24 protein-coding genes are annotated in these 24,652 nt (G+C 64.5%); 17 read left to right on the top strand and 7 right to left on the bottom strand.

What is annotated here, in order from left to right; genetic code table 11:
• Positions 1-138: 138 nt before the first annotated feature.
• The 11 genes from rimP to KMZ68_RS00250 all read left to right on the top strand — a co-directional run bounded on the left by rimP (position 139) and on the right by KMZ68_RS00250 (position 12,447).
• Positions 139-900: a ribosome maturation factor RimP gene (rimP, locus tag KMZ68_RS00200; RefSeq protein ID WP_215613954.1), complete on the top strand. Its 762-nt coding sequence runs from the start codon at positions 139-141 to the stop codon at positions 898-900.
• Positions 901-903: 3 nt separating this feature from the next.
• Entirely contained in the window at positions 904-2,517 is a 1,614-nt protein-coding gene (nusA, locus tag KMZ68_RS00205; protein WP_215613955.1) for a transcription termination factor NusA, read from the top strand.
• A gap of 17 nt (positions 2,518-2,534) precedes the next feature.
• Positions 2,535-3,260, top strand: coding sequence for an RNA-binding protein (locus tag KMZ68_RS00210; RefSeq protein ID WP_215613956.1), 726 nt, complete (start codon positions 2,535-2,537; stop codon positions 3,258-3,260).
• Between the two features lie 19 nt (positions 3,261-3,279).
• Positions 3,280-5,883, top strand: a complete 2,604-nt coding sequence (infB, locus tag KMZ68_RS00215; protein ID WP_215613957.1) for a translation initiation factor IF-2 — start codon at positions 3,280-3,282, stop codon at positions 5,881-5,883.
• 185 nt (positions 5,884-6,068) lie between these two features.
• Positions 6,069-6,491 (top strand): 30S ribosome-binding factor RbfA, encoded by a 423-nt coding sequence (gene rbfA / locus KMZ68_RS00220; protein WP_215616128.1) that lies wholly within the window; start codon positions 6,069-6,071, stop codon positions 6,489-6,491.
• A 4-nt stretch (positions 6,492-6,495) separates the two neighbouring features.
• On the top strand, positions 6,496-7,593 hold the full coding sequence (truB, locus tag KMZ68_RS00225; RefSeq protein ID WP_215613958.1) for a tRNA pseudouridine(55) synthase TruB: 1,098 nt from the start codon (positions 6,496-6,498) through the stop codon (positions 7,591-7,593).
• Between the two features lie 2 nt (positions 7,594-7,595).
• Positions 7,596-7,865, top strand: coding sequence for a 30S ribosomal protein S15 (gene rpsO / locus KMZ68_RS00230; protein WP_079540211.1), 270 nt, complete (start codon positions 7,596-7,598; stop codon positions 7,863-7,865).
• 322 nt (positions 7,866-8,187) lie between these two features.
• Entirely contained in the window at positions 8,188-10,332 is a 2,145-nt protein-coding gene (pnp, locus tag KMZ68_RS00235) for a polyribonucleotide nucleotidyltransferase (protein ID WP_215613959.1), read from the top strand.
• Positions 10,333-10,549: 217 nt separating this feature from the next.
• A complete protein-coding gene (locus KMZ68_RS00240) occupies positions 10,550-11,284 on the top strand; it encodes a superoxide dismutase (protein WP_215613960.1) in 735 nt (244 codons plus the stop codon).
• Positions 11,285-11,389: 105 nt separating this feature from the next.
• Positions 11,390-11,854 (top strand): GNAT family N-acetyltransferase, encoded by a 465-nt coding sequence (locus KMZ68_RS00245; RefSeq protein ID WP_215613961.1) that lies wholly within the window; start codon positions 11,390-11,392, stop codon positions 11,852-11,854.
• Positions 11,851-12,447 (top strand): glutathione S-transferase family protein, encoded by a 597-nt coding sequence (locus tag KMZ68_RS00250; protein WP_215613962.1) that lies wholly within the window; start codon positions 11,851-11,853, stop codon positions 12,445-12,447. Before KMZ68_RS00245 ends, KMZ68_RS00250 begins: the two co-directional genes overlap by 4 nt.
• A gap of 5 nt (positions 12,448-12,452) precedes the next feature.
• Here the strand turns inward: KMZ68_RS00250 and fabI are convergent, their stop codons facing one another.
• From fabI to fabA, 3 genes are all read right to left on the bottom strand, one after another.
• On the bottom strand, positions 12,453-13,253 hold the full coding sequence (fabI, locus tag KMZ68_RS00255; RefSeq protein WP_215613963.1) for an enoyl-ACP reductase FabI: 801 nt from the start codon (positions 13,251-13,253) through the stop codon (positions 12,453-12,455).
• A gap of 132 nt (positions 13,254-13,385) precedes the next feature.
• Complete coding sequence (fabB, locus tag KMZ68_RS00260; protein ID WP_215613964.1) at positions 13,386-14,609, bottom strand: beta-ketoacyl-ACP synthase I; 1,224 nt, start codon at positions 14,607-14,609, stop codon at positions 13,386-13,388.
• Positions 14,610-14,697: 88 nt separating this feature from the next.
• Positions 14,698-15,225: a bifunctional 3-hydroxydecanoyl-ACP dehydratase/trans-2-decenoyl-ACP isomerase gene (fabA, locus tag KMZ68_RS00265; RefSeq protein ID WP_215613965.1), complete on the bottom strand. Its 528-nt coding sequence runs from the start codon at positions 15,223-15,225 to the stop codon at positions 14,698-14,700.
• A 372-nt stretch (positions 15,226-15,597) separates the two neighbouring features.
• Between fabA and irrA the strand changes: the two genes are divergently transcribed.
• The gene (irrA, locus tag KMZ68_RS00270; RefSeq protein ID WP_371741393.1) at positions 15,598-16,071 is read left to right on the top strand and encodes an iron response transcriptional regulator IrrA; all 474 of its coding nucleotides are present in this window, start codon (positions 15,598-15,600) and stop codon (positions 16,069-16,071) included.
• A gap of 177 nt (positions 16,072-16,248) precedes the next feature.
• Here the strand turns inward: irrA and KMZ68_RS00275 are convergent, their stop codons facing one another.
• Positions 16,249-16,776 (bottom strand): SH3 domain-containing protein, encoded by a 528-nt coding sequence (locus KMZ68_RS00275; RefSeq protein ID WP_215613966.1) that lies wholly within the window; start codon positions 16,774-16,776, stop codon positions 16,249-16,251.
• 370 nt (positions 16,777-17,146) lie between these two features.
• Here KMZ68_RS00275 and KMZ68_RS00280 point away from each other — a divergent pair, with 370 nt between their 5' ends.
• Entirely contained in the window at positions 17,147-18,148 is a 1,002-nt protein-coding gene (locus KMZ68_RS00280; protein WP_215613967.1) for a 2-hydroxyacid dehydrogenase, read from the top strand.
• A 47-nt stretch (positions 18,149-18,195) separates the two neighbouring features.
• On the opposite strand, the gene KMZ68_RS00285 is transcribed toward KMZ68_RS00280, so the two are convergent.
• Positions 18,196-19,008: a HesA/MoeB/ThiF family protein gene (locus KMZ68_RS00285; protein WP_215613968.1), complete on the bottom strand. Its 813-nt coding sequence runs from the start codon at positions 19,006-19,008 to the stop codon at positions 18,196-18,198.
• 243 nt (positions 19,009-19,251) lie between these two features.
• Here KMZ68_RS00285 and KMZ68_RS00290 point away from each other — a divergent pair, with 243 nt between their 5' ends.
• The 4 genes from KMZ68_RS00290 (at position 19,252) to KMZ68_RS00305 (ending at position 21,943) form a co-directional block, all read left to right on the top strand.
• Entirely contained in the window at positions 19,252-20,619 is a 1,368-nt protein-coding gene (locus KMZ68_RS00290) for a serine protease (protein WP_215613969.1), read from the top strand.
• Between the two features lie 133 nt (positions 20,620-20,752).
• Positions 20,753-21,265 carry a hypothetical protein gene (locus tag KMZ68_RS00295; protein ID WP_215613970.1) on the top strand — a complete coding sequence of 171 codons (513 nt, stop codon included), beginning with the start codon at positions 20,753-20,755 and terminating at the stop codon, positions 21,263-21,265.
• Between the two features lie 9 nt (positions 21,266-21,274).
• Entirely contained in the window at positions 21,275-21,520 is a 246-nt protein-coding gene (locus KMZ68_RS00300) for a hypothetical protein (protein WP_215613971.1), read from the top strand.
• Positions 21,521-21,529: 9 nt separating this feature from the next.
• On the top strand, positions 21,530-21,943 hold the full coding sequence (locus KMZ68_RS00305) for a hypothetical protein (RefSeq protein ID WP_215613972.1): 414 nt from the start codon (positions 21,530-21,532) through the stop codon (positions 21,941-21,943).
• Positions 21,944-21,973: 30 nt separating this feature from the next.
• Here the strand turns inward: KMZ68_RS00305 and ggt are convergent, their stop codons facing one another.
• Positions 21,974-23,653 carry a gamma-glutamyltransferase gene (ggt, locus tag KMZ68_RS00310; protein ID WP_215613973.1) on the bottom strand — a complete coding sequence of 560 codons (1,680 nt, stop codon included), beginning with the start codon at positions 23,651-23,653 and terminating at the stop codon, positions 21,974-21,976.
• A gap of 107 nt (positions 23,654-23,760) precedes the next feature.
• The gene (gene mutM, locus KMZ68_RS00315) at positions 23,761-24,642 is read right to left on the bottom strand and encodes a bifunctional DNA-formamidopyrimidine glycosylase/DNA-(apurinic or apyrimidinic site) lyase (RefSeq protein WP_215613974.1); all 882 of its coding nucleotides are present in this window, start codon (positions 24,640-24,642) and stop codon (positions 23,761-23,763) included.
• Between the last annotated feature and the right edge of the window lie 10 nt (positions 24,643-24,652).

The following is a 24,652-nucleotide window of genomic DNA, read 5'->3' on the forward strand; positions in this document are numbered from 1 at the left end:
GCCCCTTCCGGACCCGCTCTTTTTTATTACCTGAATGGGCCTGACGCGGATGCCGGCGCGGGCTCCCCTCGGGTAGCACCGCCGGACCGCTTGAAGCCCGGCTAACTCACTGCAAGTACACAGATTTTGACCCTTGACATGACCGATCCGACTGCTGGTTCCGTGGATGCCGATCTGCTTGCCGAGCCGCGCCTCGTGGTCGAGCCGGGTGCGGCGGCGCGGGTGTCGGCGGTGGCCGGCCCGGTGCTGCAGGGGATGGGCTACCGGCTGGTTCGGATCAAGATCTCGGGGGAATCCGGCTGCACCGTCCAGATCATGGCGGAACGGCCCGACGGAACCATGCTGATCGAGGATTGCGAGGCGATTTCGCGGGCGCTGTCCCCGGTGCTGGATGTCGCCGACCCGATCGACCGGGCCTACCGGCTGGAGATTTCGTCGCCCGGCATCGACCGGCCGCTGGTGCGCCGCTCCGACTTCGAGCGCTATGCCGGCCATCTCGTCAAGATCGAGATGGCGGTCGCGCATGCCGGCCGCAAGCGGTTTCGCGGTACGCTCGAGGGCGTAGAGGGCGATGCGGTGCGGCTACATCGCGATGACATACGCGCGGACGAAGATGCCGAGGTCCTGCTGGTCATGGAAGACATCGCCGACGCGCGGCTGGTGCTGACCGACGAACTGATCGCGGAATCGATGCGGCGCGGCAAGGCCGCGGAACGCGAGCTCAAGCAGAATCTTGGGCTGGCGCCACCGCCGCCGCCGCACGCGAAGAAGAGCGACCCTGCGAAAAGCAACAAGCCGAAGCCGAAATTAAAGAAGCCCGTTCCGAAGAATACCAAGAAACACCGCCTCGCCGCGCAAGGATTGCCCGGCGGCGAAATCGATCCCACTGAAGGAGACTGAGCCATGGCAGCTGTCAGCGCCAACAAACTTGAACTGCTGCAGATCGCAGACGCGGTTGCGCGCGAAAAATCGATCGACCGCGGAATCGTGATCGCGGCCATGGAAGACGCCATCGCCAAGGCGGCGCGGGCCCGCTACGGCTCCGAGACCGACGTTCACGCCGAAATCAATCCCAAGACCGGGCAACTGCAGCTGACCCGCCACATGCTGGTGGTCGAGCAGGTCGAGAATTCCGCCAACCAGACGTCGCTGGTCGACGCGCAGCGCGCCAATCCGGGCGCCCAGATCGGCGACACCATCGCCGACACCCTGCCGCCGCTGGAATATGGCCGCATCGCCGCGCAATCCGCCAAGCAGGTGATCGTGCAGAAGGTGCGCGAGGCCGAGCGCGACCGGCAATATCAGGAATTCAAGGACCGCATCGGCGACATCGTCAACGGCATCGTCAAGCGCGTCGAATATGGCAGTGTGATCGTCGATCTCGGCCGCGGCGAAGCCATCATCCGCCGCGACGAAATGCTGCCGCGCGAGGTGTTCCGCAACGGCGACCGCGTCCGCGCCTATATTTTCGACGTCCGCCGCGAGACCCGCGGACCGCAGATCTTCCTGTCCCGCACCCATCCGCAGTTCATGGCGAAGCTGTTCGCGCAGGAAGTGCCCGAGATCTATGACGGCATCGTCGAGATCAAGGCGGTGGCCCGCGATCCCGGCTCGCGCGCGAAAATCGGGGTGATTTCGCGGGATTCCTCGGTCGATCCGGTCGGCGCCTGCGTCGGCATGCGCGGCTCGCGCGTGCAGGCCGTGGTCAATGAACTGCAGGGCGAAAAGATCGACATCATCCCGTGGTCGCCCGACATCGCGACCTTCGTCGTCAACGCGCTGGCGCCCGCCGAAGTCGCCAAGGTCGTGATCGACGAGGACCGCGAGCGGATCGAGGTCGTGGTGCCCGACACCAACAACCAGCTGTCGCTGGCGATCGGCCGGCGCGGACAGAACGTGCGTCTCGCCTCCCAGCTGACCGGCTGGGACATCGACATCCTGACCGAACAGGAAGAATCCGAGCGCCGCCAGGCCGATTTCGAGAACTCCACGCGAGTCTTCATGGAAGCGCTGAACGTCGACGAAGTGGTCGGCCAATTGCTGGCGTCCGAAGGCTTCACCTCGGTGGAGGAACTGGCGCTGGTCGACGTCAAGGAACTGGCCGGCATCGAGGGCTTCGACGACGAAACCGCCAACGAGCTGCAGAGCCGAGCCCGCGAATATCTGGAACAGCTCGAAGGCGAGCTCGAAAACAAACGTAAGGAACTTGGTGTGGAAGACGCTCTGAAGACGGTGCCCGGCGTGACATCGAAGATGCTGGTGAAGTTCGGCGAGAACGACATCAAGACCGTCGAGGACCTCGCCGGTTGCGCCACCGACGATCTGGTGGGCTGGACCGAGCGCAAGGAAGGCGGCGAGCCGACCAAGCATCCCGGCATTCTCGACGCCAACGAAATCTCGCGCGACGATGCGGAGAACATGATCATGCAGGCGCGCGTCATCGCCGGCTGGATCACCGAGGCCGATCTCGCCAAGAAGGCCGACGAGACCGAAGCCGCCGCAGACCAGCCGGTATAAGGAGAGATGTCGCTCGCATGCTTGCTGTCGCTGACCCCGATCTCGACGACGGACCGCGGACCAACAGGTCCGCGACGACGCGGATGTGCGCGGTCAGCCGCGAGGTGCGGCCGATCGACGAACTGATCCGGTTCGTCGTCTCCCCCGAGGGCTGGGTGGTCCCGGACCTGAAGCGCAAGCTCCCCGGCCGGGGGCTTTGGGTCTCGGCTTCGCGTCAGACGGTTGCGGAAGCCGTCCGGCGTAACCAGTTCAGCAAGGGCTTCAAGCGCGACGTCCGCGTTGCCCCGGCGCTCGCGGCCGATACCGAGGCCCTGCTGGTGCGCGGCGTGATCGAAGCGCTCGCCATGGCCGCCAAGGCCGGCCAGGTCGTTTCCGGCTTCGGCAAGGTCGAGGACGCCCTCAAATCGCGGCAGGCCCGGGATTCGGTCAAGGCCCTGATCCATGCTTCGGACGGCGCGGCGGACGGAATCCGCAAATTGGACGCCGTCGCCAGGCAAAATGCCGGGATTAACGATGAATCGCACGAATTCCCGGTGGTCGCGGCGCTGACCTCCGAACAATTGGATTTGGCACTGGGCCGGTCAAATGTGATACATGCTGCGCTGCTCGCGGGCCCGGCGAGCAACACGTTCCTGTCGCGCAGCCAGACCCTGGTCCGATACCGGATGGCTGATGACGACAAGACAGCCGGCTATGCGGCCAAGAATTCGCCGAAACAGACCGTGCGGACACGCACGACTTAAACAAGATTAGGACTGCTGAATGGTTGATACGAAAACGCCTGGCGACAAGACACTGAGTGTCCCGACCAAGACCTTGACGCTCAAGCCGCGCGTCGAGACGGGCACCGTGCGCCAGAGCTTCAGCCATGGCCGGACCAAACAGGTGGTGGTCGAGAAGCGCGGCAAGCGCCGGGTCGGCGGTGAAGCGACCGAAGCGCCGCATGCGCCGGAGCCGGCCGCTGCCAAGGCGGCGCCCGCCAAGCCCGCGCCGCTCGCCCGTCCCGCCGCCCCGCCGGCTCCGCCGCGCGGCGGTGGCGTGGTGCTGCGCACCCTGACCGAGGACGAGCGTTCCGCGCGCGCCAGCGCGCTGGCCGACGCCAAAGTCCGCGACATGGAAGAGCGGCGGCTGGCGGAAGAGGAAGCCAAGCGCCGCAACAGCAAGGAAGGCATCGAGCAGGCCGAGCGCGAAGCCGCCGAGGCCCGCCGCAAGGCCGAGGAAGAGCGTCACCGCCAGGAAGAAGAAGCCAAGCGCAAGGCCGAACTCGAGGCCAAGCGCCGCTTTGGCGAAGCCGAGGCCAAGACCGCGGCTGCCGCGGCCAAGACCGCTGCGGTGCCTCCCGCACGCGCCCCCGGTGTCGCCGCCGACGCCACCGACGAGGATGAAGGTCCGCGCCAGATCCGTCGCGGTCCCGGCGGCGCCGTCCGCCCCGCCGCTGCGCCCAAGACCACCGCCAAGCCGGCGCCGCAGAAGCAGCGCGGCCGCCTGACGCTGGTCACCGCACTCACTGCCGATGACGTGCGCGAGCGTTCGATCGCCTCGTTCCGCCGCCGCACCCAGCGCCTGAAGGGCCATGCCTCGAACGAGCCGAAGGAAAAGCTGGTCCGCGAAGTGGTCATTCCGGAAGCCATCAACATCCAGGAACTCGCCAACCGCATGTCCGAACGCGCGGTCGACGTGATCCGGCTTCTGATGAAGCAGGGCGCGATGCACAAGATCACCGACGTGATCGACGCCGACACCGCGCAACTGATCGCCGAGGAACTCGGCCACACCGTCAAGCGCGTGGCCGCCTCCGACGTCGAGGAAGGCCTGTTCGACATCGTCGACGATTCGACCGACACCGAGCCGCGTTCGCCTGTGGTGACCGTGATGGGCCACGTCGACCACGGCAAGACCTCGCTGCTCGACGCGCTTCGTCACGCCAATGTGGTTTCGGGCGAAGCCGGCGGCATCACCCAGCATATCGGCGCCTACCAGGTGACCTCGCCGGAAAGCGGCAAGAAGATCACCTTCATCGACACCCCGGGCCACGCCGCCTTCACCGCGATGCGCGCGCGCGGCGCCAAGGTCACCGATATCGTGGTGCTGGTGGTCGCAGCCGACGACGGCGTCATGCCGCAGACCGTAGAGGCGATCAATCACGCCAAGGCGGCCAAGGTTCCGATGATCGTGGCGATCAACAAGATCGACAAGCCCGACGCCAAGCCGGAACGGGTCCGCACCGAGCTGCTGCAGTACGAGGTTCAGGTCGAATCGCTCGGCGGCGAAGTCGTCGATGTCGAGGTCTCCGCCAAGAACAAGACCAACCTCGACAAGCTCCTGGAAATGATCGCGCTGCAGGCCGAATTGCTCGACCTCAAGACCAATGCCGCGCGTCCCGCCGAAGGCACCGTGATCGAAGCCAAGCTCGACCGCGGCCGCGGTCCGGTCGCGACCGTGCTGGTGCAGCGCGGAACCCTGCGCGTGGGCGACATCATCGTCGCCGGCGCCGAGATGGGCCGCGTCCGCGCGCTGATCAACGACCAGGGCGAAACCGTCGAGGAGGCGGGTCCGTCGGTGCCGGTCGAAGTATTGGGCTTCAACGGGCCGCCGGAAGCGGGCGACCGCCTCGCCGTCGTCGAGAACGAAGCCCGCGCCCGCCAGATCACGAGCTACCGCGCGCATCAGAAGCGCGAAAACGCGGCTGCCTCGATTTCCGGCATGCGCGGCTCGCTTGAACAGATGATGTCGCAGCTCAAGACTTCGGGCCGCAAGGATTTTCCGCTCATCATCAAGGCCGACGTGCAGGGCTCGCTGGAAGCGATTCTCGGCTCGCTGGAGAAGCTCGGCACCGAGGAAGTCGCCGCCCGCATCCTGCATGCCGGCGTCGGCGGCATCTCGGAATCCGACGTGACGCTGGCGGAAGGCTTCAATGCCGCCATCATCGGCTTCAGCGTTCGCGCCAACAAGGAAGCGGCCGCCGCCGCCAAGCGCAACGGCATCGAAATCCGCTACTACAACATCATCTACGACCTCGTGGATGACGTGAAGAAGGCGATGTCCGGCCTGCTGGCGCCGACGCTGCGCGAAACCATGCTCGGCAACGCCCAGATCCTGGAAGTGTTCAACATCTCCAAGGTCGGCAAGGTCGCAGGTTGCCGCGTCACCGACGGCACCGTGGAACGCGGCGCCAATGTCCGCCTGATTCGCGACAACGTCGTCGTGCATGAAGGCAAGCTGTCGACCTTGAAACGCTTCAAGGACGAAGTGAAGGAAGTGCAGTCCGGCCAGGAATGCGGCATGGCATTCGAGAACTACGGCGACATGCGTGTCGGCGACGTTATCGAATGTTACCGCGTGGAAACCATCCAGCGCAGCCTGTAAGTCTGAACCTTACGGCTTCGTCAGAAGGATCATGAAGTAGTTCGACGTCCTGCCCGGCCAAAAGTGCGAAGCGCGTCTTCGCACCGGATGTGCCGGGCATCCACGTCTTCAGGAATTCAGCCGCAATAAGGACGTCAATGGCCGGGACAATCCCGGCCATGGCGAATCGTTTTCGAGAGACCGCAATGCCTCGCCAACACCAGAAGAAAAGCTCCGCCTCCGGCGGCTCGCAGCGTCAGTTGCGCGTCGGCGAGGTGGTGCGTCACGCCGTCGCGGACATTCTTTCGCAGGGCAGCGTGCATGATCCGGACCTCGAGGGCCACATCGTCACCGTGCCCGAGGTGCGGATGTCGCCGGACCTCAAGCTCGCGACCGTCTATGTGATGCCGCTCGGCGGACGCGACACCGCCGTCGTGGTTGCGGCGCTGGAGCGCAACAAGAAGTTCCTGCGCGGCGAGATCGCGCACCGCGTTAACTTAAAATTTGCGCCTGATCTTCGCTTCCGCGTTGACGAACGATTCGACGAAGCGGAACGAATAGAGAAATTACTGCGAACACCTGCGGTGCAAAGAGACCTCGCAGCCGATTCGCAAGATACGGAAGAGTGAACTGATGATCGAGACCACCGCCAACAGCGTTATCGAGCCGCCGGCCGGCGATTCGAACGCTACGGAAAAAAATATTTCTCCGGCTCCGCAGCGCGACGAGAATCGCCCGCGCTCGGGCAAGCAGCCGCGCCAGAACAACCAGCCCCGGCGCGACAAGCGCGACGTCCACGGCTGGGTGGTGCTCGACAAGCCGATCGGCATGACCTCGACGCAAGCCGTCGCGGTGGTGAAGCGGCTGTTCCAGGCCAAGCGGGCCGGCCACGCCGGCACGCTCGATCCGCTCGCCTCCGGCGGCCTGCCGATCGCGCTCGGGGAAGCCACCAAGACGGTTCCGTTCGTGATGGACGGCCGCAAGCGCTATCGCTTTACCGTCGCCTGGGGCGAGGAACGCGACACCGACGATACCGAGGGCCGGGTGACCCGGACCAGCGATCTCAGGCCCTCCGTCGAGGCGATTCAGGACCTGCTGCCGCAGTTTACCGGCCTGATCGAGCAGATCCCGCCGCAATACTCCGCCATCAAGGTCCAGGGCGAGCGCGCCTATGACCTCGCCCGCGACGGCGAGACCGTCGAACTGAAGCCGCGGCCGGTCGAGATTCACCATTTAACCCTTGTAGAACAACCGGATAGCAGCCATTCGGTATTCGAGGCCGAATGCGGCAAGGGAACCTATGTGCGGGCGCTGGCCCGCGATATCGGAAGAATTTTGGGCTGTTACGGCCATATCTGCGCGCTGCGGCGGACCCTGGTCGGTCCGTTCGGCGAGAAAGACATGATTCCGCTGGAACAGTTGGAGGCTTTGTGCGATAGAGCCGCGTCTGGCGAGGGCAGCCTCGCCGACGCGCTTTTGCCCGTTGAGACCGCGCTGGACGACATCCCGGCACTGGCCGTCACACGGGCTGATGCGGCAAGGCTCCACAGGGGCCAGGCCGTTTTGTTGCGCGGACGGGATGCGCCCAATTGTAGCGGCACAGTCTATGTCACGGTGGCAGGCCGGCTTCTGGCCCTCGCCGAAATTGGCAATGGCGAACTCATCCCCAAGCGCGTGTTCAACCTGACCGGACTGACTGCCAGTCCGGCTCGCAGCAATGAGAGAGTTTGACGATGTCGATTACCGCCGAACGCAAAGCGGAAGTCATCAAGACGAATGCCAACAAGGCCGGCGACACCGGCTCGCCCGAGGTTCAGGTCGCGATCCTGTCGGAACGCATCAATAACCTCACCGGGCACTTCAAGACCCACGTGAAGGACAACCATTCGCGGCGCGGCCTCCTGAAGCTCGTGTCGACGCGCCGTTCGCTTCTCGATTACATCAAGAAGAAGGACGAGGCGCGTTACAAGGCGCTGCTCGAAAAGCACAACATTCGCCGCTGAGTACAGTTCACGCGCGCATCTCGCGCGCGTTTTCGCATGGTCCGGAAAAGCATCGTTCCGGTTTTCCGATCAGATCATGTGCCTAAGCGCGCGGACCTTGAAATGTCCGCGCGGCGTGTCCAGCCGCAATCCGGCAGCTGGGCGATAACGGGTAAGACGCCCGTACCATCGGAAGGATGGACGCCATTCGAAACATGAAGACCATGGCAGGATCGCCGGGCGCTGGGACCGCGAAGCTTTCGCGATCAGCGTCCCGCAATCTTGCGCATGGTCTTTTCGTTTCGGCGTCCGTGCTTTCGTGAAACCATGAAAGACGAATAAGATGTTCAATATTCATTCAGTCGAAATCGACTGGGGTGGCCGTCCCCTCAGGCTGGAAACCGGCAAGATCGCCCGTCAGGCCGACGGCGCCGTCGTCGCCACCTATGGCGAGACCGTCGTGCTCGCCACCGTCGTCGCGGCGAAGACGGCCCGCGAGGGCGTCGACTTCCTGCCGCTGACCGTCGATTACATCGAGAAGACCTACGCCGCGGGCCGCATTCCCGGCGGCTATTTCAAGCGCGAGGGCCGGCCGACCGAGAAGGAGACGCTGGTCTCCCGCCTGATCGATCGCCCGATCCGTCCGCTGTTCGTCGACGGCTGGCGCAACGAGACCCAGGTCATCGTCACCGTGCTGTCGCATGACATGGAGAACGATCCCGACATTCTGGCGCTGGTTGCCGCCTCCGCGGCACTGACCATTTCCGGCGCGCCGTTCAAGGGTCCGATCGGCGCCGCCCGGGTCGGCTTCATCAACGACGAATACGTGCTCAACCCGACGCTCGACGAAATGGTCGAAACCCAGCTCGACCTCGTGGTCGCCGGCACCGCCGACGCCGTGCTGATGGTGGAATCGGAAGCCAAGGAACTCAATGAAGACATCATGCTCGGCGCCGTGATGTTCGGACACCGGCATTTCCAGCCGGTGGTCAACGCGATCATCGAGCTCGCCGAGAAGGCCGCCAAGGAGCCGCGCGAAGTCAAGATCGTCGACGAGAGCGTGCTGGAGAAGGAAATCCTGGGGCTGATCGAAACCGATCTGCGCGCCGCCTACGCCATTCCGGTCAAGCAGGATCGCTACGCCGCGGTCGGCAAGGCCAAGGAAAAGGTCATGGCCTATTACTTCCCGGAAGGCCAGGAGCCGAAATACGACAAGCTGCGTATCGCCGGCGTCTTCAAGGAGCTCGAGGCCAAGATCGTGCGCTGGAACATCCTCGACACCGGCAAGCGCATCGACGGCCGCGATTCCAAGACCGTGCGCCAGATCATTGCCGAAGTCGGCGTGCTGCCCCGCGCCCATGGTTCGGCGCTGTTCACCCGCGGCGAAACCCAGGCGATGGTGGTGACCACGCTCGGCACCGGCGAGGACGAGCAGTACATCGACTCGCTGTCGGGGACCTACAAGGAACAGTTCCTGCTGCACTACAACTTCCCTCCCTACTCGGTCGGTGAAACCGGGCGCATGGGCGGCACCAAGCGGCGTGAAATCGGCCACGGCAAGCTGGCCTGGCGCGCGATCCATCCCGTCCTGCCGCCGCATCACGAGTTCCCCTACACCGTGCGCGTGGTCTCCGAGATCACCGAGTCGAACGGATCGTCTTCGATGGCGTCGGTCTGCGGCGCCTCGCTGTCGCTGATGGATGCCGGCGTTCCGCTGAAGCGGCCGACGGCGGGCATCGCCATGGGCCTCATTCTGGAAGGCTCGCGCTTTGCCGTGCTGTCCGACATCCTCGGCGACGAGGATCATCTCGGCGACATGGACTTCAAGGTGGCCGGCACCGAGGCGGGCATCACCTCGCTGCAGATGGACATCAAGATCGCCGGCATCACCGAGGAGATCATGAAGGTCGCGCTCGGCCAGGCCCGGGACGGACGCATCCACATCCTCGGCGAAATGTCGAAGGCCCTGACCGCTGCGCGCGCCGAACTCGGCGAGTACGCGCCGCGCATCGAGACCTTCAAGATCCCGACCGATAAGATCCGCGAAGTGATCGGCACCGGCGGCAAGGTGATCCGCGAGATCGTCGAGAAGACCGGCGCCAAGGTCAACATCGACGACGACGGCACCGTGAAGGTCGCTTCCGCCGACGGCGAATCGATCAAGGCCGCAATCAAGTGGATCAAGTCGATCGCCTCCGACCCGGAGATCGGCCAGATCTATGACGGTACCGTGGTCAAGGTGATGGAGTTCGGCGCGTTCGTGAACTTCTTCGGCGCCAAGGACGGCCTCGTCCACATCAGCCAGCTCGCGGCCAGCCGCGTCCAGAAGACCTCCGACGTCGTCAAGGAAGGCGACAAGGTCAAGGTCAAGCTGCTCGGCTTCGACGACCGCGGCAAGACGCGGCTGTCGATGAAGGCGGTCGACCAGGCGACCGGCGAGGACCTCGAGGCCAAGCAGAAAGCCGAGGGCGTCAGCGCCGCCGAGTAGGATCGGATCATCCATTGCCAATAACGAAAGGGCGGCTTTTCAGCCGCCCTTTTTGTTTGCCGCGAGATGCGGCGATGCGCGCATACGCCGCAGCGCCCCGGCCGAAAAAAATGAAACCAGGACCGGTTTGAATTCGCATTTAAGTTTCGGGCCGGTGCCGCTACGATCCATCCGAATCGAGCGATGCAGGGCTCGTCTCACGCCAGGGAGGGTTTTCATGCCGTCATTATCGCGCCGTCGTTTCTTCAGTGCTGCCGCGGGCGCCGCCGCCGTCGCGGCCATGCCGCGCCTCGTATTCGCGCAAGCCGCAGCACCCGCCGCGGCCGGACCATTCGCGGTTCCGCCGCTCGGCTATGCCTTCAATGCGTTCGAACCCCACATCGACGCCAGGACCATGGAAATCCACCATGACCGGCATCATGCCGCCTATGTCGGCAACCTCAACAATCTCGCCAAGGCCAATCCGCAGCTCGGCACCCGCGCCATTACCGACGTGCTCGGCAACCTGAACGCCCTGAACGACGACATCAAATTCGCGGTGCGCAACAATCTCGGCGGCCACGCCAACCACACCATGTTCTGGGAGATCATGGGACCGAACGGCGGCAAGCCGGAGGGCGAGGTGCTGGCCGCGATCGACAAGGACCTCGGCGGCCTGGAAAAATTCCAGAACGACTTCAACGCCGCGGGCGGGCGCCAGTTCGGCTCAGGCTGGGTGTTCGTGACCGTCACCAAGGACGGCAAGCTCGCGATCGAGACCCGTCCGAACCAGGACAGCCCGATCATGGACGGCCGGCGCGTCCTGATGGGCAACGATGTCTGGGAGCACGCCTATTATCTCAACTACCAGAACCGCCGCGCCGATTACCTCAAGGCGTGGTGGAACACGGTGAACTGGAGCAAGATCGCCGAGCGTTACGCCGCCGCGAAGGCCGGCACGCTGGGAGTGTGAGTGCCGCCTTCCTGAATGCGCGGGGGCGCTTCTCCGCCGCAATGACTGTCATCGCCCACGAAAGCGGGCGATCCAGTATTCCAGAGCCGTAGCAGTCCAATCGAAATGCCGACGCCCATCATCCGACCCGCTCGCCCCGACGAATATGACGAGATCGGTCGCGTGTGGATGAACAGCTGGGTCTCGACCGGGCTCGCGGAAGCCAGCAATTTTCTGCTGGCGCAATTGCGCGCGCGCATCCCGATGGAAATCGAGAAGGGCTGGAGCCTGTTCGTCGCCGACGATGACGGTCATCTTGCGGCCATGCTGGCGCTGCATCTGCCCGACAGGTATCTCGACCAGCTGTTCGTGGCGCCGGAATATCAGGGCCGGAATCTCGGACGGAGACTGCTCGCATTCACGCGCCAGCATCTGCCGGATGAAATCTGGCTGCGCTGCGTGCGCGAAAATGAAAAGGCGTGGCGCTGGTATGAGCGCGAGGGTTTCGTGTTCGAAAAGGAAGCGGTCGAACCGATGACCGGCTTCATGATGAAGTATTACCGATGGAAGAAAGAGGAAAACGCCAGGTGATAAAACTCTATTGGTCGCCGCGCTCGCGTTCGTTTTCCGGGATATGGCTGCTGGAGGAAAGCGGGCTGCCGTATCAGCGGGTGCTGACCGACATCACGACCGGCGCGCAGAAGTCGCCCGAATTCCTTGCCATCAACCCGATGGGCAAGGTGCCGGCGCTGCAGGACGGTGAGGCCGCGCTCGGGGAAGCCGCGGCGATCTGCGCCTATGTCGCCGACCGCTATCCGGAGACCGGGCTGGCCCCCGGCCCGGCCGATCCGCTGCGTGCGAAATACCTGCAATGGCTGTTCTTTTCGCCTGCTTGCATCGAGCCGGCGCTGATCCAGATCTTCACCAAGATCGAGGTGCCGACCAGCACCGCCGCGTGGGGAAGCGCCGCGCAGGTCTTCGACGTGCTCGATGCCGCGCTCGCCAAGGGCCCCTGGATCCTCGGCGAAACCTTCTCGGCCGCGGATATCATGATCGGCTCGGGGCTGAATTTCGCGGTGCGGCTGTTCAAGATGGTGCCGTCGCGGCCGTCGTTCGACGCCTATATCGCCCGGTGCGTGGAGCGCCCGGCGTTCCAGCGGGCCGAGAAGCTCGCGGCGGGGTGACGGCGCTACTCCGCCTTCAATTCGTCCGGCCGCGGCATCAGGACGATGTTGTAGCCGGAATCGACGTAATGAATTTCGCCGGTGACGCCGCCGGACAGATCCGACAACAAATAGAGCGCCGAGCCGCCGAGCTCATCCAGCGTCACGCCGCGGCCGAGCGGCGAATGCTTTTGCATGAAGCCGAACATCGCGCGCGCCTCGCCGATGCCGGAGCCGGCGAGCGTGCGGATCGGACCGGCGGAAATCGCGTTGACGCGGATGCCGCGTGCGCCGAAATCGAAAGCGAGATAGCGCACGGAGGATTCCAGCGCGGCTTTCGCCACGCCCATCACGTTGTAGTTCGGCATTGCCCGCATCGAGGCCCCGAAGGTCAGCGTGATCATGCTGCCGCCGGATTCCGGCATCAGCTCGGCGGCGCGCCTGGCAATCTCGGTGAATGAAAAGCAGGAGATCAGCATGGTACGCGAAAAATTCTCGCGGCTGGTGTCGGCGTAGCGGCCCTTCAGCTCATTCTTGTCCGAGAAGCCGATGGCGTGAACCAGGAAATCCAGCCGTCCCCATTTCGCCCGCAGCGCCTCGAACACCGAATCGACGCTGGCAATGTCCTCGACATCGCAAGGCAGCACGGTGTCGACGCCAAGCGACTGCGCCAGCGGCTTGACGCGCTTGGCTTGCGCCTCGCCCTGAAAAGTGAAGGCAAGCTCGGCGCCCTGCGCCGCCACCGCCTTGGCAATGCCCCAGGCAATCGAATGATCATTGGCGACGCCCATGATCAGCCCGCGCTTGCCCTTCATCAGGTCCTGCATCGTTTAGTGCTCCACTCACCCTCAACCGTCATCACCCGCGAATGCGGGTGATCCAGTATTCCAGAGGCGTCAGCAGTTGAATTGAGAGGCTGCGGCGTACTGGATGCCCCGCCTGCGCGGGGCATGACAAGATTACGCATCCATCCGCTTGAACACCAGCGTGGCGTTGGTGCCGCCGAAGCCGAAGGAATTCGACAGCACGGTGCCGAGCCTGGCATTGTCGATGCGCTTGCGCACGATCGGCATGTCGGCGAACACGGGATCGAGCTCGGTGATGTTGGCGCTTTCGCAGATGAAGCCGTTTTGCATCATCAAGAGCGAATAGATCGCCTCCTGCACGCCGGTGGCGCCGAGCGAATGTCCGGTCAGCGCCTTGGTCGCCGAAATCGGCGGGCACTTGTCGCCGGTGCCGAACACCTTGCGGATCGCCTCGATCTCCGGCGGATCGCCCGCCGGCGTCGAGGTCGCGTGCGGGTTGATGTAGTCGATCCTGGTGTCGACGGTCGCCATCGCCATTCTCATGCAGCGCTCGGCGCCCTCGCCCGACGGCGCCACCATGTCGTAACCGTCCGAGGTGGCGCCATAGCCGACGATTTCGCCGTAGATTTTCGCGCCGCGCGCCTTGGCATGCTCGAGTTCCTCGAGCACGACCACGCCGGCGCCGCCGGCGATAACAAAACCGTCGCGGCTGACGTCATAGGGGCGCGAGGCGGTCGCGGGCGTATCGTTGTATTTCGACGACATCGCGCCCATCGCGTCGAACAGCACCGACAGCGACCAGTCGAGTTCCTCGCAGCCGCCGGCGAAGATAATGTCCTGCTTGCCGATCTGGATGGTTTCGTAGGCGTTACCGATGCAATGGTTCGACGTCGCGCAGGCCGATGAGATCGAATAGTTGACGCCCTTGATCTTGAACCAGGTGGCGAGCGTTGCCGACGCCGTCGACGACATCGCTTTCGGCACCGCGAACGGCCCGACCCGCTTCGGTCCCTTGGTGCGGGTGATGTCGGCGGCCTCCACGATGGTGCGCGCCGACGGTCCGCCGGAGCCCATGATGATGCCGGTGCGAATGTTGGAAACTTCGGTGGGCTCGAGGCCGGAATCCTGGATCGCCTGCTCCATCGCGATGTGATTCCACGCCGCCCCCTCGCCGAGGAAGCGCATCGCGCGGCGATCGATGACGCCGGCCGGATCGAGCGTGGGGGCGCCCTGCACCTGGGAGCGGAAGCCGAGCTCGGCATATTTATCCGCGCGCGTGATTCCGGACTTCGCCTCGTGGAGGCTCGCAAGTACTTCCTGGGTGTTGTTTCCGATGGACGAGACGATGCCCATCCCCGTGATGACAACCCGCCTCATGATCGCCTCGCCTTGTCGTTACGTTCTTGTCGTTACGTTCTTTTGTGATGGCCGGCGTCAAAACCGAACGCCGTCCGATTCGCCGGACCTACGCTCCCGGCAGTGCGGCACCCTGCTTCAAGAGTCCCACCCTCAAATCCTTGGCGCGATAGATAATCTCGCCATCAGCCGAAAGCCAGCCGTCGGCGATGCCCAGCCAGAGCTTTAGGCGCATCACGCGCTTGATGTCGACGTTGTACACAATCTTGCGGACGTTCGGCATCACCTGCCCGGAAAATTTCAACTCGCTGAGGCCCAGTGCCCGGCCTCGCCCCTCGCCGCCGGTCCAGCCGAGATAAAAGCCGACCATCTGCCAGAGAGCGTCTAGGCCCAGGCACCCCGGCATGACCGGGTCGTTCTTGAAATGGCAGGCAAAAAACCAGAGATCCGGGTTCACGTCGAGCTCGGCCCGAACGATGCCCTTGCCGTATTCCCCGCCGGTTTCGGAGATTTCGGTGATGCGATCGAACATCAGCATTGGCGGCAGCGGCAATTGGGCGTTGCCGGGGCCGAACATTTCGCCGCGGCCACATGCCAGCAGATCCTCGTATTCATAACTGCCCCGTCGATCCAGCATGCTGCCGAGCCTCTCTCAAAATCCCGATGGAGCGTTTCGAGCGAAATGGACCCGTTTCGCGTATAAAGAGCGCCAATTTTCGCAAATTGGCGCGAATACCGCAGGTCAGGACGGTCCTGCGGCAACCGGCGCTCGCTTTTGCCGGATTGCAAAGCCAAGTCCGCGCGCTCTCTATCATAGGCCCCGCTGGCGGCAAAGCGCCACGGCGAGGCAAATCGCCGGATCCCGCCTCCGGTTCCCACCCTTGAGTCTTAAGGCGGTTCTAGTTGCGAAATACTTGCATCTGAGGGATTTCCTTCTATATTCAATGACAACAGTACTGAGACAGCGAGTGCGGTGCCTGACGTGGAAATGAGCCTCGACGCTTCGATTATGAATAATGATGACGCCGTCAGTCCCGCGGCCCGCAATGCCGGCCACCAGCCGGCGCTGACCGGCTGCCCCTGGCACGACGTCAATGAAATGCTGCAGGCCGCCGGCCTCCGCCCGACCCGTCAGCGCATGGCGCTGGGCTGGCTCCTGTTCGGCAAGGGCGCACGCCACCTCACCGCGGAAATGCTCTACGAGGAAGCCACCCTCGCCAAGGTCCCGGTGTCGCTGGCCACCGTCTACAACACGCTCAATCAACTGACCGATGCCGGCCTGCTCCGCCAGGTCAGCGTCGACGGCACCAAGACCTATTTCGACACCAACGTGACGGCGCATCACCACTTCTATCTCGAAAACAACCACGAACTGGTCGACATCCCGGATCCGCATCTGGTGCTGCAGAAGATGCCGGAAGTGCCCGAAGGCTACGAGATCGCCCGGGTCGACATGGTCGTCCGGCTGCGCAAGAAGCGCTAGCTGTCGTCCCGGCCTCCGAGCCGGGACCCATAACCACCGATGTTGATTGTTTGCAGACGGCCTCCCCCGATCGCCTTGACCGATAGGCTCCGGCGTATGGATCCCGGCTCGCGTTCGCTTGCGCTCACTTGGCCGGGACGACGTGGATAGGTTTGCGTGCTCCTCGGCGGCGCAGCGTCATTCCACCTTCTCGTCGGCGTAGACGCCCCACAGCCGCTGCTGTTCGATCCAGCCGTCAAAGCCGTTGCCGGTGACGCGGCACCAGCCGGCCGCGCACTTCTTGACCTGGGCGACGACGCCGGCCTGCAGGCGGGCGGCAATGGCGGAGGCCGGATCGGCGCGATCGTAGAGCGGCGCGAGTTCGTCCCTGGTCTTCATGGTGATGACGGCGGTGCGGCGGCCGGACAACAGCGAGTGGTAGACCCAGCCCTCGGCGCCCTCGGAATCCCGGACCCGGCGCCAGTTCTCGAATTCGGCGGTGATCTCCACCGGCAGGCCCGAGCGGGTGTAGACCCAGGCGACGTCGTTGTCCTTGGTCGGGCCGGCCCTGACGTTCACATGATCGGATTTGAGGCTCACATAGCGCGGCAACGGCAAGCCGCTGGTCGTAACGGCGGAATCCTTGGCCGAAAATCCGGTGCTGGCCGACGCGCCGAGCAATACGGCCGCGAGCACCACCACTGAACCAAAACGCCCCAACGCCATCAACTCGCCTCCTGCCGCGAACCCAACTCAAATTCTTCGAGCTGAAATGCCGGGAATCCCGGCCCCCAAACCCCTGATACCCCGCCGCATCAGCCCCTCCGCCTTTCATTCCCGGCGCCTGCCGGGGTTCTTGTCTTGGCCCGGCCTTCTGCTAGAGAGGACGGAACGCTTGAGAACCAAGACGAGCCCGAATTTTCCGGAGGGCAAACCAACGGGAAATATCGGGGAACCCCAAGGAATTACCGGGACCGCGCGGCAGCCGCAGTGTCGAACAACCGGGTTAATGAGGTCTGAACGGGCAAGCCTTTGACGATCCAAAAGGTTGACGATCCAAAAGGTTGGCGAGCCAAAGGCCTCATGAGAGCAGGATATGTCGGTTAAGAAAAAGCCTCTCGTTGTCGTCACGCGCAAGCTGCCGGACTCGATCGAGACCCGGATGCGCGAGCTGTTCGACGCCCGGCTCAATCTCGACGATACGCCGCTGAGTCAGGAGCAGATCGCCGAGGCGGTGCGGACCGCCGACGTGCTGGTGCCCACCGTCACCGACGAAATCACCGAAGAGCTTCTCAAGCAGCCCGACTGCAAGCTGCGGCTGATCGCCAATTTCGGCAACGGGGTAGACAATATCGATGTCCTTGCGGCGCATGCGCGCGGCATCACGGTGACCAACACGCCGAAGGTTTTGACCGAAGACACCGCCGACATGACCATGGCGCTGATCCTGGCGGTGCCGCGGCGGCTGGTCGAGGGCGCCTCGATCCTCACCGAGGGCAAGAACTGGCCGGGCTGGTCGCCGACCTGGATGCTCGGCCATCGCATCGGCGGCAAACGGCTCGGCATCATCGGCATGGGCCGCATCGGCCAGGCCTTGGCGCGCCGGGCGCGCGCCTTCGGCCTGCAGATCCACTATCACAACCGCCGCCCGGTCGCGCCGGTCATCGCCGACGAATTGGGCGCGACCTATTGGGAAAGCCTCGACCAGATGCTGGCGCGGATGGACATCCTCTCGGTGAACTGTCCGCACACGCCGGCCACCTTTCATCTCTTGTCAGCGCGGCGACTGAAATTGATCCGCAAGGACGCCTATATCGTCAACACCGCGCGCGGCGAGGTGATCGACGAAGACACCCTGATCAAATTGATCGAAGCCGGCGATATCGCCGGCGCCGGCCTCGACGTGTTCGAGAACGAGCCCGCGGTCAGTCCGAAACTGGTGCGGCTGGCCAGGGCCGGCAAGGTGACGCTGCTGCCGCATATGGGCTCGGCGACCATCGAAGGCCGGGTCGAGATGGGCGAAAAGGTGATCATCAACATCCGGACCTTCCTCGACAATCACAAGCCGCCGGATCGCGTGCTGCCGAGCATGCTGTAAATTCACCTCTTCCCGTGTTCGGAGAGGCGAGAACTCCAGTCCAATCGTCAGAGATCGCCGCTCAGATACCCGCTCAAATCGGTAATGACAGGCGCATCGCCGTTGAGCGGGTTGGCCGGGTCGCGCCGGTAACGCAGGGTTTCGAACCGCATCGCGCGGGCGTCCACCATCAACAGGCGGCCGACCAGTCCCTCGCCGAAGCCGACGATCTCGCGGATCGCCTCCAGCGCCATCATCGATCCCAAGACGCCTGCGAGCGCGCCCATCACGCCGGCCTCGGCGCAGGCCGGCACCGTGCCCGGCGGCGGCGGTTCGGGAAACAGGCAGCGATAGGTCGGATTGAGCTCGCCTTCGGCGTTGGTCTCGTGCGCGCGGATCGTGGTCAGCGATCCGTCGAACTGGCCTAGCGCCGCCGTGATCAGCGGCTTGGCGGCGAGGAAACACGCATCCGACACCAGATAGCGGGTTTCGAAATTGTCGGAACCGTCGAGCACCAGATCGTAGCTGCCGATCAGTTCCATCGCATTGTCGGCGGCCAGCCGGGTGGCGTGCGCCGCAAACCTGACATGGGGATTGAGCGCGTAGATCTGCCCGGCGGCGCTGTCGACCTTCAGCCTGCCGATGTCAGGCGTGGTGTGGATGATCTGGCGCTGCAGATTGGACAGCGACACGATGTCGTCGTCGACCGCGCCGAGCGTGCCGACACCGGCCGCGGCGAGGTACATCAACGCGGGCGCGCCGAGACCGCCGGCCCCGATCACCAGCACGGATGCTTCCTTGAGGGCGGCCTGGCCGGGGCCGCCGACCTCCCGCAGCACGATGTGGCGGGCGTATCGTTCGAGTTCCTCGGCGCTCAGCATACTCAGGTATTTCCTTCCTTTGCCGTCATTGCGAGCCAACGGGTCGGCGCGCAGCGCCGCCCGATGACAGGCTCCGCGAAGCAATCTATTGGCGCCATGCTCGGGGACCTGTGGATTGCTTCGTCGCTCCGCTCCTCGCAATGACGGCCCTTAATCTACCCCAAATTTGCTGAACCAGCGCATAGCTGTTGCCGACCAAGCAGATGTGCTTAATTGCGGCTACTTCAATGGACGGGACCTGTCATGAGATCGCTGCTGATGGCAACATTGATGGTCGTGGCGATCGGGCCCCCCGCAAGTGCGCAGATGACGCCGCCCTCCACCGCTGGCGCCAGGCCGAAACAGGTCACGACCGTGCCGGTCCGGCCCGCGGTGCAGACCCCGGCCGATACCGCCAAGGCGATGGCGCAGGCGGAGCGGCTGGCGATCCAGTCCGACCTCGCCTGGGTCGGCGATTACAATGGCGCGATCACGGGCGAAGTCAGCGAGCGCATGGTCGCCGCCATCAAGGCCTTTCAAAAGGCCCGCGGCGGCAAGCCGACCGGCGTGCTCAATCCGCAGGAGCGCGGTATCCTCGCCGAGACCGCGAAGCGGCGGCAGGACAATGTCGGCTGGAAGATCGTTACCGAGGCCGGCACCGGCGCGCGGCTCGGGGTGCCCACCAAACTGGTGCCGCAGCAATCCAGTGACGCCAACGGCGCCAAATGGACCTCCCCCACCGGCACCGTGCAGATCCAGCTTGCGCGGAGCAAGGTGGCAGGCCCTTCCACCGCAAAGCTCGCCGAGCAGGAAAAGAAGGAGCCCGCCGGACGCAAGGTGGATTACACCGTGGTCAAGCCGGACTTCTTCGTGCTGTCGGGCATGCAGGGCCTGAAGAAATTCTACGTGCGCGGAACGTTCAAGGGCGACGAGGTCCGCATCCTCACCATCCTGTACGACCAGGCCGTCGAAGGCACCGTGGAGCCGGTGGTGATCGCGATGTCGAGCGCGTTCAACCCGTTCCCGGCTGGCGCGCAGATCGCCGGCCCGCCGCTGCGCAAGTCGGTCGAATACGGCACCGGCGTTGTCGTCAGCGGCGACGGCGCTATCCTCGCCGACCGTCAGGTCACCGACGGCTGTCTTGCGATCGCAATCGCCGGCCACGGCAACGCCGATCGGGTCGCCGTGGACAAGGACCGCGACCTCGCGCTATTGCGGATCTATGGCGCGCGCGGATTGCAGCCGCTGAGCCTCGCCAATGGCGCGGCGAAATCCGGCGTCGAACTCACCGGCATTGCCGATCCGGAGAATCAGGGCGGTGCGGCGGCCGTGAGCAGCGTCAAGGCCTCGATCGCACCGGCCGGCAGCGGCAGCGATCTGGCGCTGTCGCCGGCGCCGGCGCTGGGCTTTTCGGGTGCCGCGGCGCTCGATACGGAAGGCAAGTTCGCCGGCATCGCGCTGTTCAAACCGGTGGTGGTGGCGGGACCGGCGAATGGCGCGGCTGCGGCGCAGGCGGCGCTGGTGCCAGCCGATGGTGTGCGCGACTTCCTCAAGACCAACGGCGTCAATGCGGCAGGCGGCTCATCGGACGCCAGGGCGGCGGTGGTGCGCGTGATCTGCGTAAGGAAGTAGGCGTCTCCTCATCCCGAGGCATGCCGCGCATCCGCGGCGTCGTCAGCTTGACGCAGATCAACGACAGCCCGGCTGGGCGGTTCACAAATTTCCAAAAGGTCATTACTGAAAAAGCAATTTCGCGGGAATGGCGATGAAACGCTTGTTGACGATAGCGATCGTGGCATTCGCCGCCGGCATGGCCGCTCCCGGAGCGGCCGTTGCGCAATCCCTGCCGCTGCCGACGCCCCTCGTCGAGGAGGTCATGGTCAAGACCTCGCTGCTGACGTTCAACGACGCCAACCTCACCGGCAACTATGCCGTGATGTATGCCAAGATGGCCAAGCCGTTTCGCGACAAGTTTACCGCCGACACCCTGAAGCAGGCTTTCAAGGTATTCGCCGGCAAGCATATCGATATCATTGCGGCCAAGCCGATCGTACCGACCAGTGCGGCGAAATTCGGCGGCAATGGATGGCTGATGCTGCGCGGCTATTTCGACACCTCGCCGAGCCGTCTCAACTATGAGCTCGACTTTGCCGTTTCGGAAGGCGAGTGGAAGCTGATCGCGATCGACGTCAAGGTCAGGGAGCAATCGACCAGCGACGCCGGCGGGATCGGTCTTCTCACCCATGCGGCCAGCGATTTCTCCGCCGCCGGAAAGTAAGGTGCAGCCATGACCGACGCCGTCCAACCGGTAGCCGCCTGGCGCAAGGTGCTCGCCGCACTTCTCGACTTCGTGATGGTGTTCTTCGGCGGCGGCTACGCCATCGGCTATTTGACCGGCAACGTGACGTCGGAGGGCTTCAAGCTCGAAGGCCTGCCGGCGCTGGTGCTGTTGACGCTGCTGATCGTCTACTTCGTGGCCGGCAGCAAATATCTGGGCGGCACGATCTGGCAGCGTATCCTGTACAAGCCCTGAGAGCGAACCATGCCTGACTCGCAGCAGGACTTGCTGGCCGGGCTGAAGACCAGGCTCGGTGCACTCGGCCTGTCCGTCCATGAAGATGCGAAACAGGGCCTGGTCGGCGAAGCGCAACCGATCCGGTCGAAATGGTGGTTCGGCGCCCGCACCGTCACCTACCGGATGTCGTGCCGGCCGTCGGAAGCGGATCGTACGGTGCAGTTCCGCGAAGCTGTCACCGAATCGAGCTGGGGCCTGCCGCCGCCGACGGTGACCGTCGAGAAAACCAGGGTGAGCGGCTGGAAGCTGTCCGGCGAACGCAGCGACGTATCGCCGGGAGGCGGCGGCACCATCGACTACGCAAAGGTGCGCGACGCCGTCGAGCAGGCCGTCACCGCCGCCGGCTGGACATTCCACCTGCAAGGCGGCCGCCTGCCCTGACGGACGGCGCGGCCTGCGATCCAGCGTCGATTACGCCAGGCCAAACCGGATCCCCGCGCGCGCCAGCCCTCCGGCGAGACCGATCGGCGTGCCGTCGGCGCGCCAGCATGCCGCGCCCGACATCGACCCGTCTTCATGGAACTGGATCGCATTCATGCCGCCGGCCACGGTCGGCACCGCCAGCACGTCGTGGCCCATCGACGCCAGCGCCGCGCGAACGCGGTCCGGCACGGCGGCTTCGACCTCCAGCGCATTGCCTTCGGTCCAGACCCGCGGCGCCTCGACCGCCTCCTGCAGGCTCATGCCGTGATCGATCAGGTTGAGCAGCGCCTGCATCGCGCTTGGAAAGATCTTCTTTCCGCCGGGCAGGCCCAGCGCATAAACGAGATTGCCGTCGCGCAGCGCCATCATGGGCGACATCGAAGTGGTCACGCGCTTGCCCGGCGCCAGCGACAGCGCATGGCCGGGCCGGGGATCGTAGAGGTTCATGTAGTTGTTCGGTATCGTGCCGAGGCCGGGGATCAATATCCTTGCGCCGAACAGATTGTTGATGGTCTGCGTGGTCGCGACCACGTTCCCCATCGAATCTGCCGCGGTCATGTGCGTGGTGTGTGCGCCTTCGAGCTGCGCCACGCCCGCGCTCCATTTCTGCGCGCGGCTAGCATCGATCGCGCTGCGGCGCTCCTTCGCATAGTCCTTCGACGTCAACCGCTCCACCGGCACGCCGACGAAATCCGGGTCGCCGCTGGCGGCGGCGCGGTCGGCAAAGGCGATCTTCAGCACTTCGGCCAGCAGGTGGATGGTTGCGGCGGTGCCGAAGCCTTTCTCGGCGATGTCATAGCCCTCGAGAATGTTCAGCATCTGCGCGATGTGCACGCCGGAGGCCGCCGGCGGCGGCGGACCGAGGATCTGCCAGCCGCGATAATCGGTCCGGATCGGCGCGCGCTCGACGGTCTTGTAGGACGTCAGGTCGCGGCGGGTGATGAAGCCGCCATGGGCCTTCATGTAATCCACCAGGATATCGCCGAGCGGGCCGGCATACAGCGCCGTGTCGCCGTGCTGCGCGATATGAGTCAGCGTCTCGGCATATTCCGATTGCACGACGCGCTCGCCGGCCCTAAGCGGCGTTCCGTTCGGCAGATAGATTGCCGAGATCGCCCTGTCCTTCAGCATCTCCCGCGCGCTATCGGCGATGCATTCCTGCAAATAGGGCGTCGCCGCATAGCCGCGCGAGGCGTGCCTGATCGCGGGCTGCATGACATCGGCGAGCGACATGGTGCCGAACCGGCGCAAGGTCTCGCACCAGGCCTTCAGCGAGCCCGGCACCGCGACCGCCTTCGGCCCGTTCAGGTTCTCGTCGTCGACGGTATCGAACACGTCATGGGCCGAGCCCGGCTTCGATCGATAGGTGTCGGGACGAACGACAAGCGGAACGGTGCTCTGGCCGTCGATGAAGCGGTGGCTGCCGTCGGCAAGACGGATATGCGCCATGCCGCCGCCGATGATCCCGACCATCATCGGCTCGACCACGGTCAGCGTGAACAGGGCCGCGATCGCGGCATCGATGGCGTTGCCGCCGGCAGCGAGCATCTCCACGCCAGCGGCAGAGGCCAACGGATGATTGCTCACCACCATGCCGCGGCTGCCCGAGGCCGGCTGCTTCTGACACTCGAAGACGGTGTCGGTGCGATCGCGCCAGTTACCGTTCATGCCCTTGGCTCTCCCTGATCCCTGCACTTCGTTGCGCTCGTTCGGCGCGGCCTCCAAAGCCTGCCTGCACCGCCGAATGGCCTAGCTTCACTGAGGAAAGGCCGACCTTACTTCTGGCATTTCGGACACCAGAAGGTGGAACGGCCGTTCTGGGTGAAGCGCCTGACGACGCCGCCGCATTTGGCGGTCTGGCATTTCTCGTCTTCGCGGTCGTAGACCTGGAACGAATGCTGGAAATAGCCGAGTTCGCCCGAGGTCTGGCGATGGTCGCGCAGCGACGATCCGCCGGCCTTGATGGCCTGGTTCAGTACGCCGTGGATGGCACCCACCAGGCGCCTGGCGTGATCGGTGGGTTCGCCCTTTTTGGTCGCCAGCGTGGCGGCCAGCCTTCGCGGCGACAGCTGCGAACGATAGAGCGCTTCGCAGACATAGATGTTGCCGAGCCCTGCGACCACGCGCTGGTCGAGCAATGCGGCCTTCAGGCTGGTCTTCTTGCCGGCGCAGGACTGCGCCAGCATTTTGGCATCGAATTCGTTGCCGAGCGGTTCGGGGCCGAGGCCTTTCAGCAAGGGTTCGCCGTCGAGCGCGCTGCGGGCAATGATCTTCATGTAACCGAAGCGGCGCGGATCGTTGAAAACGATCGATGCGCCCGACGACATCCGGAACACCACATGATCATGCGTCCGGTTCTCACTGCGGGGATGGTGGAATTGGCCCGGCGCCGCGTCGCCATCGTCCCTGAGGACGCGGAACGAGCCCGACATGCCCAGATGCATCAACAGCACGTCGCCCGAGGCAAGATCCGCCATCAGATATTTGGCGCGGCGGCCGAGCCCGGTCACGGTCTGGCCCTCGAGCCGCGCCACGAAATCCTTCTGGAACGGAAACCGCAGATCCTTGCGTCTGGCTTCCGCTTTCAGGATTTTTGAGCCCTCCATGACCGGCTGCAGGCCGCGGCGGACGGTCTCGACTTCGGGTAATTCAGGCATCGGGGGCGTT

The organism is Bradyrhizobium sediminis (assembly GCF_018736105.1).
In the GTDB taxonomy this organism is placed as follows: Bacteria; Pseudomonadota; Alphaproteobacteria; order Rhizobiales; family Xanthobacteraceae; genus Bradyrhizobium.

What these genes read in the sequence shown, in the direction of transcription:
- rimP (WP_215613954.1), top strand. Translation starts at nt 139, where the DNA reads ATGACCGATCCGACTGCTGGTTCCGTGGATGCCGATCTGCTTGCCGAG.
- nusA (WP_215613955.1), top strand. Translation starts at nt 904, where the DNA reads ATGGCAGCTGTCAGCGCCAACAAACTTGAACTGCTGCAGATCGCAGAC.
- KMZ68_RS00210 (WP_215613956.1), top strand. Translation starts at nt 2,535, where the DNA reads ATGCTTGCTGTCGCTGACCCCGATCTCGACGACGGACCGCGGACCAAC.
- infB (WP_215613957.1), top strand. Translation starts at nt 3,280, where the DNA reads ATGGTTGATACGAAAACGCCTGGCGACAAGACACTGAGTGTCCCGACC.
- rbfA (WP_215616128.1), top strand. Translation starts at nt 6,069, where the DNA reads ATGCCTCGCCAACACCAGAAGAAAAGCTCCGCCTCCGGCGGCTCGCAG.
- truB (WP_215613958.1), top strand. Translation starts at nt 6,496, where the DNA reads ATGATCGAGACCACCGCCAACAGCGTTATCGAGCCGCCGGCCGGCGAT.
- rpsO (WP_079540211.1), top strand. Translation starts at nt 7,596, where the DNA reads ATGTCGATTACCGCCGAACGCAAAGCGGAAGTCATCAAGACGAATGCC.
- pnp (WP_215613959.1), top strand. Translation starts at nt 8,188, where the DNA reads ATGTTCAATATTCATTCAGTCGAAATCGACTGGGGTGGCCGTCCCCTC.
- KMZ68_RS00240 (WP_215613960.1), top strand. Translation starts at nt 10,550, where the DNA reads ATGCCGTCATTATCGCGCCGTCGTTTCTTCAGTGCTGCCGCGGGCGCC.
- KMZ68_RS00245 (WP_215613961.1), top strand. Translation starts at nt 11,390, where the DNA reads ATGCCGACGCCCATCATCCGACCCGCTCGCCCCGACGAATATGACGAG.
- fabI (WP_215613963.1), bottom strand. Translation starts at nt 13,253, where the DNA reads ATGCAGGACCTGATGAAGGGCAAGCGCGGGCTGATCATGGGCGTCGCC.
- fabB (WP_215613964.1), bottom strand. Translation starts at nt 14,609, where the DNA reads ATGAGGCGGGTTGTCATCACGGGGATGGGCATCGTCTCGTCCATCGGA.
- fabA (WP_215613965.1), bottom strand. Translation starts at nt 15,225, where the DNA reads ATGCTGGATCGACGGGGCAGTTATGAATACGAGGATCTGCTGGCATGT.
- irrA (WP_371741393.1), top strand. Translation starts at nt 15,598, where the DNA reads ATGAATAATGATGACGCCGTCAGTCCCGCGGCCCGCAATGCCGGCCAC.
- KMZ68_RS00275 (WP_215613966.1), bottom strand. Translation starts at nt 16,776, where the DNA reads ATGGCGTTGGGGCGTTTTGGTTCAGTGGTGGTGCTCGCGGCCGTATTG.
- KMZ68_RS00280 (WP_215613967.1), top strand. Translation starts at nt 17,147, where the DNA reads ATGTCGGTTAAGAAAAAGCCTCTCGTTGTCGTCACGCGCAAGCTGCCG.
- KMZ68_RS00285 (WP_215613968.1), bottom strand. Translation starts at nt 19,008, where the DNA reads ATGCTGAGCGCCGAGGAACTCGAACGATACGCCCGCCACATCGTGCTG.
- KMZ68_RS00290 (WP_215613969.1), top strand. Translation starts at nt 19,252, where the DNA reads ATGAGATCGCTGCTGATGGCAACATTGATGGTCGTGGCGATCGGGCCC.
- KMZ68_RS00295 (WP_215613970.1), top strand. Translation starts at nt 20,753, where the DNA reads ATGAAACGCTTGTTGACGATAGCGATCGTGGCATTCGCCGCCGGCATG.
- KMZ68_RS00300 (WP_215613971.1), top strand. Translation starts at nt 21,275, where the DNA reads ATGACCGACGCCGTCCAACCGGTAGCCGCCTGGCGCAAGGTGCTCGCC.
- KMZ68_RS00305 (WP_215613972.1), top strand. Translation starts at nt 21,530, where the DNA reads ATGCCTGACTCGCAGCAGGACTTGCTGGCCGGGCTGAAGACCAGGCTC.
- ggt (WP_215613973.1), bottom strand. Translation starts at nt 23,653, where the DNA reads ATGAACGGTAACTGGCGCGATCGCACCGACACCGTCTTCGAGTGTCAG.
- mutM (WP_215613974.1), bottom strand. Translation starts at nt 24,642, where the DNA reads ATGCCTGAATTACCCGAAGTCGAGACCGTCCGCCGCGGCCTGCAGCCG.